This is a genomic window from Rahnella sp. ATs2, assembly GCF_051851855.1.
Lineage (GTDB): Bacteria > Pseudomonadota > Gammaproteobacteria > Enterobacterales > Enterobacteriaceae > Rahnella > Rahnella variigena.
On the sequence record NZ_JBLYPL010000005.1, the window covers coordinates 245,521 to 263,097 of the forward strand.

13 protein-coding genes are annotated in these 17,577 nt (G+C 52.5%); 2 read left to right on the forward strand and 11 right to left on the reverse strand.

What is annotated here, in order from left to right:
* Positions 1–6 precede the first annotated feature (6 nt).
* From ACJY2G_RS07050 to ACJY2G_RS07085, 8 genes are all read right to left on the reverse strand, one after another.
* Positions 7–990, reverse strand: a complete 984-nt coding sequence (locus tag ACJY2G_RS07050; RefSeq protein WP_430320716.1) for a fimbrial protein — start codon at positions 988–990, stop codon at positions 7–9.
* 7 nt (positions 991–997) lie between these two features.
* Positions 998–3,511, reverse strand: coding sequence for a fimbria/pilus outer membrane usher protein (locus tag ACJY2G_RS07055; protein WP_439291589.1), 2,514 nt, complete (start codon positions 3,509–3,511; stop codon positions 998–1,000).
* 8 nt (positions 3,512–3,519) lie between these two features.
* A complete protein-coding gene (locus ACJY2G_RS07060; protein WP_430320718.1) occupies positions 3,520–4,161 on the reverse strand; it encodes a fimbrial biogenesis chaperone in 642 nt (213 codons plus the stop codon).
* Positions 4,162–4,329: 168 nt separating this feature from the next.
* Entirely contained in the window at positions 4,330–4,854 is a 525-nt protein-coding gene (locus tag ACJY2G_RS07065; RefSeq protein WP_120161902.1) for a fimbrial protein, read from the reverse strand.
* A 259-nt stretch (positions 4,855–5,113) separates the two neighbouring features.
* Positions 5,114–6,169, reverse strand: a complete 1,056-nt coding sequence (locus ACJY2G_RS07070) for an extracellular solute-binding protein (protein WP_430320738.1) — start codon at positions 6,167–6,169, stop codon at positions 5,114–5,116.
* Positions 6,170–6,226: 57 nt separating this feature from the next.
* Entirely contained in the window at positions 6,227–7,063 is an 837-nt protein-coding gene (locus tag ACJY2G_RS07075) for an ABC transporter permease (RefSeq protein WP_430320719.1), read from the reverse strand.
* On the reverse strand, positions 7,060–7,923 hold the full coding sequence (locus ACJY2G_RS07080) for an ABC transporter permease (RefSeq protein ID WP_430320720.1): 864 nt from the start codon (positions 7,921–7,923) through the stop codon (positions 7,060–7,062). Before ACJY2G_RS07080 ends, ACJY2G_RS07075 begins: the two co-directional genes overlap by 4 nt.
* Entirely contained in the window at positions 7,910–9,001 is a 1,092-nt protein-coding gene (locus ACJY2G_RS07085) for an ABC transporter ATP-binding protein (RefSeq protein ID WP_430320721.1), read from the reverse strand. Before ACJY2G_RS07085 ends, ACJY2G_RS07080 begins: the two co-directional genes overlap by 14 nt.
* A 227-nt stretch (positions 9,002–9,228) precedes the next feature.
* Between ACJY2G_RS07085 and ACJY2G_RS07090 the strand changes: the two genes are divergently transcribed.
* Both ACJY2G_RS07090 and ACJY2G_RS07095 read left to right on the forward strand, forming a co-directional pair.
* Positions 9,229–10,059: a glycerophosphodiester phosphodiesterase gene (locus tag ACJY2G_RS07090; RefSeq protein ID WP_120161907.1), complete on the forward strand. Its 831-nt coding sequence runs from the start codon at positions 9,229–9,231 to the stop codon at positions 10,057–10,059.
* 22 nt (positions 10,060–10,081) lie between these two features.
* A complete protein-coding gene (locus ACJY2G_RS07095) occupies positions 10,082–11,194 on the forward strand; it encodes an ROK family protein (RefSeq protein ID WP_430320722.1) in 1,113 nt (370 codons plus the stop codon).
* Between the two features lie 55 nt (positions 11,195–11,249).
* Here ACJY2G_RS07095 and lpdA read toward each other — a convergent pair whose 3' ends face one another.
* The 3 genes from lpdA to aceE all read right to left on the reverse strand — a co-directional run bounded on the left by lpdA (position 11,250) and on the right by aceE (position 17,471).
* Complete coding sequence (gene lpdA / locus ACJY2G_RS07100; RefSeq protein ID WP_165353190.1) at positions 11,250–12,674, reverse strand: dihydrolipoyl dehydrogenase; 1,425 nt, start codon at positions 12,672–12,674, stop codon at positions 11,250–11,252.
* A gap of 212 nt (positions 12,675–12,886) precedes the next feature.
* Complete coding sequence (gene aceF, locus ACJY2G_RS07105) at positions 12,887–14,794, reverse strand: pyruvate dehydrogenase complex dihydrolipoyllysine-residue acetyltransferase (protein ID WP_120161909.1); 1,908 nt, start codon at positions 14,792–14,794, stop codon at positions 12,887–12,889.
* A gap of 13 nt (positions 14,795–14,807) precedes the next feature.
* The gene (gene aceE, locus ACJY2G_RS07110) at positions 14,808–17,471 is read right to left on the reverse strand and encodes a pyruvate dehydrogenase (acetyl-transferring), homodimeric type (protein WP_439291590.1); all 2,664 of its coding nucleotides are present in this window, start codon (positions 17,469–17,471) and stop codon (positions 14,808–14,810) included.
* Between the last annotated feature and the right edge of the window lie 106 nt (positions 17,472–17,577).

Genomic DNA, 17,577 nt, shown 5'->3' on the forward strand with positions numbered 1-17,577 from the left:
ACCTTTTCAATAGTAGATCATCGTAAACGTCGCTGTGCCGTTCGCACTTCCGCTGCTGAGTGTTTGTCCGTTGAGATAGTAGCGGGCAAAAAAGGGAATACTCAGGCTTCCTTCACTCGCCGAGGGCGTGATTGCCCATTCCTGTCCGATGCCCACGGGCGACGTATCGCCTTTGAGTATCTGAATCCCCACCCCGGTCGCCTGCCCCTCTGCGCCACTGCTGATTTTGATTACGCCGGCGGCCAGCGAATCATCGGCAGTGCCGTCGATACGGATATTCACATTCGCCCCGGCATCACAATTGAGTTCTATGCTGAAAGGGACATCCGGTGAAACACCGCCAGGAGAGGTACTGGAAAATTGTCCCTGAGTCACCGTACCCAGTGGCACATTTATTGTGTTATTCAGCACATCGCAGCTTTCGGTTCTGATATTGATATTGCCGGTGTACGAAAGCGTGTTGTTGCCCCCACCCCCGAGGCCTGATTTGCCATACACCCCCAATCCGAAACGGGTCTGGCTTTGCGCCAGTGCCGTATCCGAAATATCGTTGGCGGTTTTGACTAACGATAACGTCACTGTTATCTGATAGCTGAGACTGCTGTCCAGGCTACCCAACGAGGTATTACGCGTATCGCAGCTTACCCCGCCTCCGACCACACGTTGTCCGCTGGAGTTGGTCAGGGCTATACCGATACCCTCGACGCCGGTGGAGTAAACGCCAGGGAAACCTGCTATTTCAGCACCGGTTCCGTAGTAACAGGCGATGATCGGGTCACCGGCGAGTTCGTTGCTGCCGTTTGTACCGCAAGTACCGCTCACATTGAACGTATGCTGACTTCCGGGTATATCCGCGCCAACAGGCAGTGAAGAGGTCACCGCAACCGAACTTAAATCCCAGGACTGAGGCATGGACGGAGAAGTAGAGCAGGCCGCCCATAATTTGCCAGAAAACAGGGCCAGACAGGCCAGCAGTAACATCATTTTCATAAAGGCCTCATCGACATACGCTGGTGGCCTGTGAGACCGCCGCTTTCTGTGTACCGGATAATGTAAACGGTGCTTCGCACTGTCCCCCTTGCCACGTCACACGGACTGCGCCCTCCTCCGGCAAGCCGCTGAGATAAAGTTGCCCGATGTCTCCGACAATGGCGCGGTTCTGCTTATCGCCCACCACAAAGGCTTCTGCACCGAAAGGTACAGGCTGCCCGTGATAGGTCAGATTGAGTAATAACCGGTTACCTGAGCGCGTAGTAAAAGAGGCCATAACGACAGCACCGGCAGTGGGAACAACCGAAAGGATGTTGTCGTCAATATCAACGTTCTCATCCAGTGATGTGGTATCCAGCGCCACGCGGGTTCGCTTATAAGGACTGAGGTAATTCACCACGGCATAGCCGCGCCAGTCGGTATACACGCCGGTGTTATTTTGCAATTTCACTCCCGCCGCCCCCGGCGCGCGGACGATGGCAATGGCGGAGAGATCGCTGGCAAGAGGCTGCGCGAAAGTGACGCCGAAGGGATGACCCACAATCGCGCCCTGCCAGCCGTAATTGACCTGATGCGTGTCCTGATTGTAGTTGTAACCCCCGCTGAGCTGAGCGGCGCTGCCGAGATAATTCAGGCTGGCGCTGCCGCTGTTTCCCTGCCCGTGAGTGCCATAGCCTTCACTGACGGCATAAGAGAGGTTGTTATCCTCAAGCAGCATGCCGTTGATGCCGGTCTGATAAAGCGTCCGCCCATGGCTCGCGCTGTTCACGTTAGCCGTGGCCCTGGCGTTGGGCAGCCAGCGCGCCAGAGGAATACTGACATTAAACGCGATCTGTTTATCGCTCTCAGTACCGTAAGTCCGGTTATCCGATACCGATAAGGCGTAATCGATACTGGCAATATTAACGTTGTAACTGATCCCGAGACTGCGCTGGTTAATTTGCGACTGTCGGTAGTTTTGCTGGTACCAGGAAAGGGAAAGTGATCCCCACTGCCCGTTGTTAATCATCTGGGTCAGGTTAAGACGATACTGTTCCCGTGGCTGACCATAGTAAGTCCCGTTGCTTTCGTCCTGACGCCAGTTACTGGCATCACTGAAATGATAAAAATCCCCGGCAAATCGGATCCCGGCCAGCGACAGCGTGGAGCCGGTCGCGGCAACGCTTTTGGCATATTGCAGCCGGTACGCCACGCCCTTTTCCCGCTGACTGTCAGTCAGCTCGCTGTTGGCCAGCGTGGTATCAAACGACAGGGATCCAAAATCCCCGACCATAGTACCGACACCGGCATTCGCCGCTTTATAGTTCTGCGCCAGCTGACTGCCGCCAAACAGGGTCACGCCATAACCCAGTCCGTAAATCAGTGACCCCTGAAGAAATTCAGGCTCGTCTCCCCCGGACTGATAAGTACGGTATTTCCCCAGCGTCATGGCGTATTTCAACCGGCCTTCGCGCTGCATGATCGGGATAGCGGAAAATGCCTGGGTAAAATGGCGCTCTTCGCCATTACTTTCCCTGACCGTCACATCCAGATCTCCGGAGGCTGAAGTCGGGTATAAATCGTTAATGCTGAAAGCGCCGGGCGGTACATAGGTCTGGTAGATCACCATGCCGTTTTGCCTGATCGTCACCTGCGCGTTGCTTCTGGCAATGCCGCGGATCACCGGCGCGAAGCCGCGTAGGCTGTCCGGCAACATGTTGTCATCCGAGGAGAGCTGTACGCCGCGAAACGAAAAGCTGTCAAAGATATCCGCAGGTGTGGTGCTTTCTCCGGCGATAAATTGCCCTTTAAACACCGGCACATCGCGCTGGAGAAAACTGTAGGCCGAGTCCCAGTCCTGCTGCGATTGACCGTCAATGTTGCGGCTGTAACGCCATGTGCTGTAGTTGCGCAGCCGCCAGCCGCCCCAGTTGGCACCGCTTCTCAGGCTCAGAAACTGGCTCTGATCGCTGCCGCCTGAATTTTGCCAGGTACGGGCACCACTGAGATTGTAATTAAGCAGCAAGGCTGGCGTTCCCTCATCCCATAACTCAGGGCTGACCGCGCCCCTTGCCAGCGTGTCGAGCAATCCCTGAGGGATGGTGATCAGCAGCTTCTGACGCGAAAAGTCAAACTGGCTCACCACTCCGGGCATCAGCGGCGTGAAATCCTCAACCGGCTTTTGTGCGGGCCAGTCACGTAATGCCGGAATGCTGCGGGTTCTGAGCCCCAGATTTTGCCACTGCGTCGGGGTAAAAAGTGGGGAAAGCGTCTGGTCATGCAGGGCAATAAACATCACATCCTGCCGCCCTTTCGGCACATTGTTCACCAGCATATCCACACGGTAGACACCGGGGGTCTGCCCGCCTGCCCGGGAAAATTGCGATAAATCCACCGGCGCGCCAGGGTGTTCAATTTCCAGCGCCTGCACGTTGAAACGGTCATCCGCGCGTGTTTCAGAGGTTCCCAAAACAATTCCGGCCAGAAGCCATGACCGCAAAGTGAAGGATGAAAGATGCGTAACGACATGATTTTTATTCATAACATGCCTCAGCGCAGCCGGGTTTTTTCCACTGAACTGGCACCGCCATAATCATTGACGACCTGCCAGCTGACCTCACCAGCAACCGCCCCCTGAGGCCAGGGATAGCGGGCTTCCCCAAAAGGCGGAACCATTGTGTTGCCTGTCGCCACATGATTGCTGCCGAGGTTCAGCCTGAAAAAGGTGAAGTAATAAGGTGTCGGATTGGTCACCCGCAGGTCTGAGCCCTGACGGGAGAACTGCAACTGCCGCCAGGCGCTTTGCCCTGCGGGTGTGAGCAACGCTGCCGGCCGGTAAAAAAGCTTCAGGCGCGTCTTCACCACGATTTGCAATAAACCGGCGGGGGCGTTTTCAGGCAGACGGGGGATAGATTTGATATTTAGCCAGAACAGGGATTCGCGATCTTCAGGCAGCAGGCCGCCCGTGCGGATAATCCGCAGACTGTTATCTTCCCCGGCATTCAGCCGGAATAGAGGGGGGGTTACGACAAAAGGTGCGGGGACGGAGGACTTTTGCGTCCCGTCAGGACCGTTATTATCTACCCATGACTGGATCAGAAAAGGCTCTGCTTGTGCTCCCTGATTACTGACGGTAAGCGAGGCTTCTTTTTTATTGCCCTGATATATCACCCGTGTGGCTTCTGTAATCACACCCGCATAAACCGTGGGAACAGAAAAGAGAATGAATAACATCCCTGATAAAATAATAAAAAGACGCCGCATATATTCCTCTCATACTTCCGTCAATAAAAATAAAAGACATCCTCGTCTGAATCTCTGGCATCCTTGCCAGTTTAAAGAGATTATTTTTGATTCTTATTATTGATAATTAATGGTGAACTGTGAGGTCCCGTTTGCCGCACCTTCGCCTACAGTTGCCCCGGTACTTCTGTAGCGGGCGATAAAGTTCATATCCACCCCTTCAGAGGTTGCATCAATGGGATAAAAACGTGAGGCCGTATAAAGAGGAATGGGTGTCCCCTGATTATCCGCAATTTCAATGCCTACGCCGGTTGCGCCACCGGTCACTTCCAGTAGCTGGTTATCCACAGCATCAGCGGTACCGTCGAATTTGACCGCAGCAGCCGTGAAAGTTGCCGGGCAGTTGGTGAGTGAAATCGTAAACGCGGTCGGCGAAGAAGTATCACCGGCTGCCGTAAATGAGGTCGCGGCGACAGTGCCTAAATCCACATTAATGGATGCATTACTTCCGCCATTCACATCACATGTCGTGGCAACAATTTGTCCGATGAAATTAATGGTGCCATCAGCTGCATGTACGACGGTATGACTGAAACACAACACACTACCGAGAAGTAAAATAAAAGAATTACGCTTGTTCATGAAATAATACCTGAGATTAAAATTGAATAAATTCCACCAGATTCATTTATCAAAGCTGGCGATATACATCCACTTTAAACAAGCAGGTACATTTGAGGTAATCACATCCCCCTCACATTATTTTATCGATAATATTAAGAGAAAGAAAATAAATGAATGAGGATGTAATGAGATAAATGAGAACGGGGTTGGAGTGTGCTATAGAGGAAAAAAGCAAAAAACCGGAAATGGAAAAATTTCCGGTTCAGACATGGACGACTTATTGCATAGAAACCTGGCGCACAAACTCTTTTCTGAGCTGCATGCTGTATTCCTTGCCGTAAAACTGCGTGGCAACGTCTGGTTGCACCACGTCTGTTTTCACTTGTTTGTTCATCGGCACCGCGCCGAAAGCTACATTCAGCGCCCGCTGGGTTTCAGCTTTCGTTAACCAGTTCAGAAACACCGCCGACGCCGCAGGATGTGTGCTGTTTGCGGCAATAGCCGCAATATTGCCCCCTCCCGGCATACCAAAAGCCGGAATATAAAATTTCAGGCGGCCGGTAATCGCCCCGGATTTTTGCAAACCCGCCAGATGATCTTCCCAGGCGGGCACCAGCAATAATTCGCCATCATTCAGACGGGTCAGGCTATCTGCACCCGATGCGGTCTGGGTGATTTTTTCTTTATTACCGACAAACCATTCCCAACCCTTTTTCCAGTTTTTAATAATGGCAGGATCGACTTGCGTAGCATCGGCATCAAAAGTGCCTGAGGAGAGGGTGACTACGCGCTGAATAAAGGCTTCGCCTGCTCCGCCGTTATTTGGATCGTTGTAACCAAACTTCTTCGGATTCGCATCGATAAAGTGTTGTAAATCATCGAGTGATTGCGGCAAAGGTTGATTGCCCATCTGTTGCGGATCGTAAGCCATACCGGTTTGGTTGCCCCAAAAGGCAACCGCATATCCTTCGGTATCCACACTTTGCAACTGATGCACTGCATCTTTGTAGCCTGGCAGCCAGGCTACCTGCACCAGGGCATTTGCTTTACGGATGATCGGTAACTGCGCCACCGACAAAGCCACCACGTCCATTTTGCCTTTTTCACGGCGTGCTTCCGCCAGCAGTTTATTCATGTTGCCATCGATCGACCCTTCCGGAATACGTACTTTAATTGCGTACTGTTTCTCAAAATCAGCCACGAAACTGCGCCATTGCGGTTGTAAATACCAGACGTTAAATGTCACTGAGCCTTCTTTTTTGGCCTGTGCGACGACAAGATCCCAATCTTGTTGCGCCAGTGGCGTGGCGGTCGCTACCCCGCTCAATAACATGCCACCGAGAAGTAAAACCGTGCCTGTTTTCATGATAAATGACTCCCTCATCAAGGATTACGCCTTGCCGGTTGACTGTGACAGATAATTCCCTTTCAACAGCTTCTCAATAATGACCATCAGGACTACATTCGGGATCACCAGGATCATTGAGACTACCGCCGCATCCGGGCGCACAAAGGAATAGCCGAGGAAAGAATAAAGAATGGTCGGCACGGTAATAAAATCTGGCGCGCCCAGGACGTATGAAATGCTGAACTCTTCTAAACTACGCACCAGACAAAAAATCAACGCGGCCAGGAAACTGGGCTTGAGCATCGGTAAAAATGCATTGCAGAACGTTCCCCAATGGCTGGCACCGAGATCGCGACTGGCATCAATTAAATCCTGCGGCACCGCTTTAAACCCTGCGGACATAATGCGGATCGAGTAAGGCAGCGTCAGCACAGTGTGCCCTAACACGATGCTGATAAACGGGTTGCTGATATTCAGATTCATCAGCATGGCACTGAAGAAAATCCCGATGATCATACCTGGCATAACCAGTGGGATCAGCGTGAGCATTTCCGCAACGGCTTTGCCCCGAAAAGTCATGCGCCCAAACGCATAAGCGGTCGGTAACGACAGCAGTAAACTCAGCATCGCCACGGCGGGCGCAATGGTGTAGCTGTTAAAGAGGGCTTCTGACAGCGAAGTTTGCTGCCACACCTGTATCCAGCGGTTAATCGACAACACTTGCGGAAATAAGTCCGGATAGCTCCACGGGTGTTGCGGGTCAACCAGCGACCATAAGATAGCCATTGAAAATGGCAGTCCAAGCCAGACCAGATTGACCAGAACAAAAAACAACAGTGAAATCCTGACGATCAGGCGTCCATTCGCCGTTCGGTTCATTTGACCTCTCCTTTGCGGGTGGCGAGGGGTGTCAGGAGGACGGCGATAAGCAAGGTGCCCAATGCTGCCGTCAGCATGATAATCACGGCAATAACCGCAGAGTTATTCCATTCCCCGTATTCCATGGCTGTGGCCTGCATCAGGCGAGCCAGTGAGTAGGTATTGCGCGGGCCAGCGACAGAGAAGAAAGCAAAGTCGCCCAGCGCACCGATAAAAATAAGGATCAGGGACACTTGCACTGCGGGTAGCGTCAGGGGAAAAATAACGTCCCGAAAACAGCGCCATCGGCTGGCACCCAGGTTACTCGCCGCGTCTAATATGTCGGTACGGATTGCGTTAACTGAGCCACCAACCAGAATCAGCGCGAACGGCAGATTCTTCCAGATTTGTAAGATAACGACGCCCCAGCCAAAGTCATCGTTCTGCATACGCAGCGGTTGATCAATAACGCCCAGCGCCAGCAATAGCTCATTGATCACGCCGTGATAAGCAATGATATTGATGAACAGAAATGCCGCCACGAGGCCGGGAATAAACATCGGCGCACGCAGCACAGCAACAATACCTTCTTTCGCCACCAGCGGCTGACGGAGCCACAACGCCAGCGGGTAAGAGAGCAGCACCGCACCAAAAGCCCCCAATATTGAGACTTTAACCGAATAGAACAGCGCGCTGTGCAGCACCGGATCTTGTAATACGCTTTGCCAGTATTCGAGCGAAAACTGGCTGTCGCCGGAAAGATTGAAATAGCCGATGCTTTGTACCAGCACCACGTAAAAGGTCGATCCCATCAGCAACACAATAGTGCCTAGTCCACTGATCATCAGCAGCCAGGCAGTCAGCTCATTACGCCATTTCATCGTGTCCCTCCGCTACCGGCTCGAGGAAGTGAATCGCATCCTCGGGTAAACGGAAGCAAACCCGCGCCCCGCTTTCGGCCTGCGGTTTTTTGATCAGTTGCAGACGTACCGACAATTTACCGTCATCGTTATCGCCCCATGCTTCGGTCAGGTTGCCCATAAACGCCATTTTGCGCAGCGTGAGGAAGAAATGGTTATCGCCGGTTTGTGGCTGTGGCACAAAGCGCGCATCTTCAGGCCGCCAGCAGATATAGCAATGCTCAGCAAGCGGGGGACGCGGAGAACGTACGTAAAACTCACCTAACTGGCAGCGAACCCGATAAAAACCAGGCTGTTCCGCAGGCGTGATGTGGGCGATATCAATATTGGCCGCACCAATAAAATCGGCGACGAAACGGTTAGCAGGACGGTAATAAATCTCTTCTGGTGGCCCTATTTGCTCCACATTGCCCGCATTGAGCACCACGATCTTATCGGACATGGTCAACGCTTCGGCCTGATCATGGGTGACATAAATGGACGTGAGTTGATATTGCCGCTGTAACTCTTTGATTTCAAAACGCACACTTTCACGCAGTTTCGCATCCAGATTGGACAGCGGCTCGTCAAACAGCACCACATCCGGGCGCGTAACCATCGCTCTGGCCAGCGCCACCCGCTGCTGTTGCCCGCCAGAAAGTTGCACCGGCATTTTCAGGTGCTGATCCTGCAAGCCAACCTGCTTCAACGCCTCCGCCAGACGCAGTTGCTGCTCGGCAACAGGTAAGCGTTTTTGCTTCAAACCAAAACAGATGTTGTGCGCCACATTCAGGTGCGGAAACAACGCGTACGACTGAAAACACATTGCGGTGTTGCGCTTTTCCGGCGGCAAATTATTAACGGATTGCCCGTTAATCAGAATGCGTCCGCTGTCAGGCTGATGAAACCCGCCGATCATTTTAAGTAACGTGGTTTTACCACATCCGCTCGGGCCAAGCAGGGTGACAAATTCACCTTCTTCGGCGGTAAAGGAGATCTCGCGGGCAGCGTAAAACGCGCCAAATTGCTTTGTGACCTGTTCCAGTGAAAGTGTCGACATAGTGTACAAATCCTCTGTTAAAACTCGTCGATTAAATTTACACACTAAATATAAAATTTATGTGACAAAGTTCCTCAAAACCAAAAACAACACTAAGAGCGAAAATAAAACCAATAAAAATCAAATAATTAACATGAAAACATTGCCGGGATATAAATTTCACTTCTCTAATTAAGTTTATAGAGTAAATTTAATATTCAAACTTTGGAATCACATGAGGAACAACCATGGCGTTTAACTTTCATCAGGCCGCACAGGGCATCGTGCTGGCAAACAGTCACCGCGGATACTCCAGCCGTTATCCGGAAAACACTCTGCCCGCGTTTATCGGAGCAAAAAAAGCAGGGACGCATTGCATTGAGTTAGATATTCATCTGACCGCAGATAATCATCTGGTGGTCACACACGATCACCGCATTGATCGCGTGTCGACCGGCACCGGTTTTGTCGAGCAAATGACGCTCGCGCAGTTACAGCAATTTGATTTCGGCGTTAAGTACCATGCGCAATTTGCTGGCACGCCGATCCCTTTATTGCAGGATATTCTGCGTTGGGCGGCAGAGAATGGCATGGGCCTGATCGTGGAAGTGAAGCAACGTCGCCGACATGACGAATTTGTGCATCATCTGGTTGCCTTGTTGCAGTCAATGCCAGAGGCGCTGTCACATATTCAGTTGCTTGGGTTTAATCATGTGTTGATTAACCGCGTCAAAGCCCTGATCCCAGATTTAGCATTGCAGGTCGTGACGCTGGAGCGTTACAACAGTCAACTGGCCGCCGTGCAACATTCCCACGCCAGTTGTGTCTGTTTTGAATATGAGTTCGCCCATGTTGACGATCTTCGCGCCTATAAACAGGCGGGACTGGGGGTACGCATGTACCTGCATGAAGTGAAAAATGGCATGACGCCACTGGAGCAGTACCAGCACAAATTCGGGTATGATAGTCGCCCCGAGATCATGGGCTGGCTGCGTGAAGGTCTGATCGATATGCTCAGCCATGATGATCTTCCGTACCTGCAGGCGCTGATTGAAGAAGCGGGATTGCGCTGGGCCTGATAACAAAAATGATAGCCATATTATGAATGTAAAACCTGACCGTCTGGAACTGCGTCCTACCCAACGTTTGCTGCTGGAGCTGATTCGTCGCCATGCACCGGTAACACGCGCCGAACTGGCGCGCTATTCAAACCTCACCGCGGGGGCAATCACCCAACAATGCCGGGAGCTTTTATTTTCGGGTCTGGTTATCGAAGGCGAACGCAATATGGGACAGCGCGGACAACCGTCGCTGCCCCTGCGGCTTAATCCTGGCGGCGCGTGTTCGGTCGGGCTGGCTTTCAGCCCTGGCTTTATCGACATGACGCTGGTCGATCTCAGTGGCCGCAAACTGTTCAGTATTTCTGAGCCTCATCAGGAAAATCAGCCACTCGCCACCACACTAAAACAGATTAAAAATCTGGTGGAGCAGACGTTAAAAAAACGCCAGCTTCAACATGCGCGCATCCTCGGCATGGGTTATGCCGTGCCGGGTTTTCTAAAGCCCGATGGCAAAAAGCGCCACTGTGTGGCCTGGCTTTCAAGCTGGCGCGATGTCGACCTGCAACAGGCGTTTGAGGACAATTTGCCGTGGCCGACATGGGTTGAAAACAACGCCAATGCCTCGGCGATTGGCGAGCTGTATTCAGGTACGTGGAATTCCTATCGTGACATAACGTTTATCGATCTTGGTTACGGGATTGGTGCAGGGATTATCGCCGATGGCAAACTCCTGCGCGGCGGGTTTTTGAATGCCGGTGAAGCCGGTATGGCATTTCCCGGTGATAAACCGCGTCCATCCTATAAAGACCTGGTCGCGACGCTCACTCAGGCAGGGCTAAGCGAAGCGCAACTACCGGCACTCACCGCAGAACAGCACCCCTTGCTGGAATCCTGGTTTTCACGCTGTTGCGATCAGGTCGAGCAGAGCATCATGGGATGTCTGCAATGGCTGGATCCACAATTGATTATTTTAGGTGGGGCCATGCCGAAAACCATCACCGAAAGGCTGGCAGAGGTTTTAACGCTAAGACTGGATGCCAGGCTTGATCCAGACCGCCCGAAAGTGCGGCTGGTGAACTCCCCGATGGGTGCCGAAAGCGCCTCGTGGGGCGCGGCGATGATCCCGTTGTATCAGGTGATTAATCAGGCATAATCCGCCGGGCAAAAAAAAACGCCTCCGGAGAGGCGTTTATCAGCAAAGGAGAAAATTACTTTTTCTTCGCTTTCGGGTTTGGCAGGTCGGTAATGCTGCCTTCGTAGATTTCTGCTGCCAGACCCACGGACTCATGCAGAGTCGGGTGAGCATGGATGGTCAGCGCGATATCTTCTGCATCACAACCCATTTCGATTGCCAGACCGATTTCACCCAGCAGCTCGCCGCCGTTGGTACCGACAATCGCACCACCGATAACACGGTGAGATTCTTTGTCGAAGATCAGTTTGGTCATACCGTCTGCACAGTCGGAAGCGATAGCACGGCCTGAAGCGGCCCACGGGAAGGTGGCGGTTTCGTAGCTGATGCCTTTTTCTTTCGCTTCTTTCTCAGTCAGACCAACCCAGGCAACTTCTGGCTCAGTGTAGGCAATGGATGGAATGACTTTCGGATCGAAGTAGTGTTTCTTGCCAGAGATAACTTCGGCAGCCACGTGGCCTTCGTGAACACCTTTGTGCGCCAGCATTGGCTGACCGACGATGTCGCCGATGGCAAAGATGTGTGGCACGTTGGTGCGCATTTGTTTGTCGACGTGAATGAAGCCACGGTCGTCAACTTCAATGCCTGCGGCGCCCGCTTCCAGCAGTTTACCGTTAGGAACACGGCCGATAGCCACCAGCACCGCGTCGTAACGCTGTGGTTCTGCAGGGGCTTTCTTGCCTTCCATTGTGACGTAGATACCGTCTTCTTTGGCTTCTACCGCGGTCACTTTGGTTTCCAGCATCAGGTTGAATTGCTTGCTGATTTTCTTGGTGAAGACTTTCACCACGTCTTTATCAGCCGCAGGAATCACCTGATCGAACATTTCTACCACGTCAATCTGCGAACCCAGCGCGTGGTAAACGGTGCCCATTTCCAGACCGATGATGCCGCCACCCATCACGAGCAGACGCTCAGGGACGGTTTTCAGTTCCAGCGCATCGGTAGAATCCCATACACGCGGGTCATCATGTGGAATGAATGGCAGTTTGATTGGACGGGAACCCGCCGCAATGATGGCATTGTCGAAAGTGATGGTCGTAGGACCGTTTTCGCCTTCAACAACCAGAGTATTTGCGCCAGTAAATTTACCCAAGCCGTTCACGACTTTGACTTTACGGCCTTTCGCCATACCTGCCAGACCACCGGTCAGCTGGTTGATGACTTTTTCTTTCCAGACACGCACTTTGTCGATGTCAGTTTTCGGCTCACCGAAAACAATACCGTGTTCTGCCAGTGCTTTTGCTTCAGAGATCACTTTCGCGACGTGCAGCAGAGCTTTAGAAGGGATACAACCTACGTTCAGGCACACGCCACCGAGAGTGGAATAACGCTCAACCAGTACGGTTTCAAGACCTAAATCAGCGCAACGGAAAGCAGCAGAATAGCCCGCAGGGCCAGCCCCAAGTACCACGACCTGAGTTTTAATTTCAGTACTCATCATGACCTCTTAATTTATGTCCGGCGGGTCTGACGTCATTTTTATGTCGCAACGCCCATCATCCACCGGGTCGTTCTATCCGCCCGCAGTTTACAAAATTGTTAACAAATTTGAAACAACAAACGGCATACGATTTGTGCTTAGCGCCCGAAAATCCCAAACAGCATGAAGAGATTATCAGAAAAAAGCCGGCCGATTGGCCGGCTTTTCACTTACATCACCAGACGGCGAATGTCAGACAACACGTTGTTGATGATGGTGATGAAGCGCGCACCATCGGCACCGTCAATAACACGGTGGTCGAAGGAGAGCGACATTGGCATCATCAGACGCGGTGTGAACTCTTTACCGTTCCAGACTGGCTCGATAGCAGACTTGGAAACACCGAGGATAGCCACTTCCGGCGCGTTGACGATTGGCGCGAAGTGGGTCGTCCCGATACCACCGAGGCTGGAGATAGTGAAGCAACCGCCCTGCATTTCGCCAGCAGTCAGCTTACCGTCACGGGCTTTCTTGGAGATAGCCATCAGCTCACGGGACAACTCGGCGATGCCTTTCTTGTTCACGTCTTTGAAGACCGGAACAACCAGACCGTTTGGCGTATCAACCGCCACACCGATGTTGATGTATTTTTTCAGCGTCAGTTTCTGACCATCTTCGGACAGGGAACTGTTGAAGCGTGGCATCTGCTCAAGGGCAGCGGCAACGGCTTTCATGATGAAGACCACTGGAGTGAATTTCACGTCCAGTTTGCGTTTAGCGGCTTCATCGTTCTGCTGTTTACGGAACGCTTCCAGCTCAGTGATATCGGTTTTGTCGAAGTGCGTAACGTGCGGGATCATCACCCAGTTACGGCTCAGGTTCGCACCAGAAATTTTCTGGATACGGCCCAGTTCCACTTCTTCAATCTCACCGAACTTGCTGAAGTCAACCTTCGGCCAAGGCAGCATGCCTGGCAGACCGCCACCCGTTGCTGCTGCCGGCGCGGCTTCAGCACGTTTGACCGCGTCTTTCACGTAAGTCTGAACGTCTTCGCGCAGGATACGACCTTTACGGCCAGTCCCTTTCACTTTCGCCAGGTTAACGCCGAACTCACGGGCCAGACGACGGATAACCGGCGTGGCGTGAACGTAAGCGTCGTTCTCAGCGAATTCGCCTTTGCTTTCAGCTTTAGCTGCAGCCGGAGCCGCCGCTTTCTGTTCCTGTTTCGCAGGAGCAGCCGCTTCTTCTTTCTTAGCCGCCGGAGCAGCAGGCGCAGCGCCTTCTACTTCGAAGACCATGATCAGAGAGCCGGTGCTGACTTTGTCGCCCGCAGCGATTTTGATTTCTTTTACGGTACCCGCGAACGGTGCCGGGACTTCCATTGAGGCTTTGTCGCCTTCAACGGTGATCAGTGACTGTTCTGCACTGATTTTGTCGCCAACTTTAACCATGATTTCAGTGACTTCAACTTCGTCGCCACCGATATCAGGCACGTTCACTTCTTTGCTGCCGGACTGAGCCGGTGCAGCAGGTGCCGCGTCTGATTGGGTTTCTGATGCTGCGGCTGGTGCGGCTGCACCAGAACCTGCCACTTCGAAGACCATGATCAGAGAACCGGTGCTGACTTTGTCGCCCGCAGCGATTTTGATTTCTTTCACTTTACCCGCGAACGGCGCAGGGACTTCCATAGAGGCTTTGTCGCCTTCTACGGTGATCAGCGATTGTTCAGCTGTCACGGTGTCGCCTACTTTAACCATGATTTCAGTGACTTCAACTTCGTCGCCACCGATGTCTGGTACGTTCACTTCTTTGCTTTCGCTGGAAGCAGGGGCAGCAGCAGCGCTCTCTTGAACATTAGCTTCTGCTTTGGCTTCCTGTTTCGCAGGTGCTGCATCAGCAGCACCGTCAGCGGCTTCAAAGATCATGATCAGTTTGCCGGTTTCGACGGTATCGCCGACCGCAACTTTAATTTCTTTGACCACGCCAGCTTGTGGAGAAGGCACTTCCATAGAAGCTTTGTCGCCTTCAACGGTGATCAGCGATTGTTCAACTTCAACCTTATCGCCCACCTTCACCATAATTTCGGTGACTTCCACTGCATCTGCACCGATGTCCGGTACGTTAATTTCAATAGCCATCTGTCTTTACCTCTTATGCCAGACGCGGGTTAACTTTTTCTGGGTTGATATCGAATTTCTTAATGGCTTCAGCCACTACAGACGTTTCGATTTCACCGCGTTTAGCCAATTCACCCAGCGCAGCAACCACAACGTAGGACGCATCCACTTCGAAGTGGTGACGCAGGTTTTCGCGGCTGTCTGAACGACCGAAGCCGTCAGTACCCAGTACGCGATAATCGCTGGCCGGAACGTAAGTACGAACCTGTTCAGCAAACAGTTTCATATAGTCGGTGGACGCAACTGCTGGCGCGTCGCTCATCACCTGGGCGATGTACGGAACGCGTGGGGTTTCAGTCGGGTGCAGCATGTTCCAGCGCTCACAGTCCTGACCGTCACGGGCCAGTTCAGTGAAGGACGTTACGCTATAAACGTCAGAACCCACACCGTAGTCTTTGGACAGGATCTCAGCTGCTTCACGTACGTGACGCAGAATAGAACCGGAGCCCAGAAGCTGCACTTTACCTTTGCTGCCTTCCAGCGTATCCAGCTTGTAGATACCCTTACGGATGCCTTCTTCCGCGCCTTCCGGCATGGCTGGCATGTGGTAGTTTTCGTTCAGCGTAGTGATGTAGTAATAAATGTTTTCCTGCGCTTCACCGTACATACGCACCAGACCGTCATGCATGATGACAGCGACTTCGTAAGCGTAAGACGGGTCGTAAGAAATACAGTTAGGGATAGTCAGAGATTGAATATGGCTGTGACCATCTTCGTGTTGCAGACCTTCACCGTTCAGGGTAGTACGACCAGAAGTCCCGCCGATCAGGAAGCCACGCGCCTGCTGGTCACCCGCTGCCCAGCACAGGTCGCCGATACGCTGGAAACCGAACATGGAGTAGTAGATGTAGAACGGGATCATTGGGAGATCGTTGGTGCTGTAAGACGTCGCTGCGGCCAGCCATGAAGACGCGGCACCCAGTTCGTTAATACCTTCCTGCAGGATCTGACCTTTCTCGTCTTCTTTATAGTAAGCAACCTGCTCACGGTCCTGCGGGGTGTACTGCTGACCGTTCGGGCTGTAAATACCAATCTGACGGAACAGACCTTCCATACCGAATGTACGCGCTTCGTCGGCGATGATCGGGACCAGACGGTCTTTAATGGAGTCGTTTTTCAGCATCACGTTCAGGGCACGGACGAAAGCGATAGTGGTAGAGATCTCTTTCTTCTGCTCTTCCAGCAGTTGTGAGAAGTCGTCCAGTTTCGGCATTTCCAGCTTCTGAGTGAAGTTTGGCAGACGAGTCGGCAGGTAGCCTTTCAGCGCGGCACGACGCTCATGCAGGTATTTGTATTCTGCAGAGTCTTTTTCCAGAGTGATGTACGGCAGTTTTTCCAGATTTTCATCGGTAACTGGCACGCTGAAGCGATCACGGATATAGCGAACGCCATCCATGTTCATTTTCTTCACCTGGTGAGCAATGTTTTTACCTTCGGCAGCGTCGCCCATGCCATAACCTTTAATGGTATGCGCAAGGATAACGGTCGGCTGGCCTTTGGTGTTCTGTGCTTTGTTCAGTGCAGCGAAGACTTTCTTCGGATCATGACCACCACGGTTCAGCGCCCAGATTTCGTCGTCGGTCATATCTTTGACCAGCGCAGCGGTTTCAGGGTATTTGCCGAAGAAGTGCTCACGAACGTATTTGCCGTCTCGGGACTTGAAGGTCTGGTAGTCGCCATCCACGGTTTCGTTCATCAGCTGGATCAGTTTACCGCTGGTGTCTTTACGCAGCAGTTCATCCCAACGGTTGCCCCAGATGACTTTGATCACGTTCCAGCCAGCGCCTGCAAAGATGCCGTCCAGTTCGTTGATGATTTTGCCGTTACCGGTGACAGGGCCATCAAGACGCTGCAGGTTACAGTTGATGATGAAGCACAGGTTGTCCAGTTTCTCACGGGTCGCGATGGTGATCGCACCTTTGGATTCTGGTTCGTCCATTTCACCGTCGCCCAGGAACGCGTAAACGCGCTGTGCGGACGTGTCTTTCAGGCCACGGTGTTCCAGATATTTCAGGAACTTAGCCTGGTAAATTGCACCGATCGGGCCCAGACCCATGGATACGGTCGGGAACTGCCAGAATTCAGGCATCAGTTTAGGGTGCGGATAAGACGACAGACCTTTACCGTGAACTTCCTGACGGAAATTGTTCATCTGGTCTTCAGTCAGGCGGCCTTCAAGGAAAGCACGCGCATACACGCCCGGAGAGATGTGACCCTGGAAGTACACCAGATCGCCGCCGTCTTTCTCGTTACGCGCACGGAAGAAGTGGTTGAAGCACACTTCGTACACGGTCGCTGAAGACTGGAAGGACGCCATGTGGCCGCCGAGTTCCAGGTCTTTCTTGGACGCACGCAGAACGGTCATGATGGCGTTCCAGCGGATAGCGGTACGAATGTTACGTTCCAGCTCCAGGTTACCCGGGTATTCAGGTTCGTCTTCAACAGCGATGGTATTGACGTAGTTACGGCTGGCTGCACCAGCAGCGACGCTCACGCCGCCCTTACGCGCTTCACTGAGAACCTGGTCGATCAGGAACTGTGCACGCTCAACACCTTCTTCACGGATGACCGATTCGATCGCTTGTAGCCAGTCGCGAGTTTCGATCGGATCCACGTCATTATTTACACGTTCTGACATGGTGCTTTTCCTTATCTGTATCTAATACGTTGGTTTATCTGGAGCCTGTCTTCCTGCGCTCTTTTAAAACGGTCCTCGTGATGAGAAAGCGCACGAAGACAGGCCC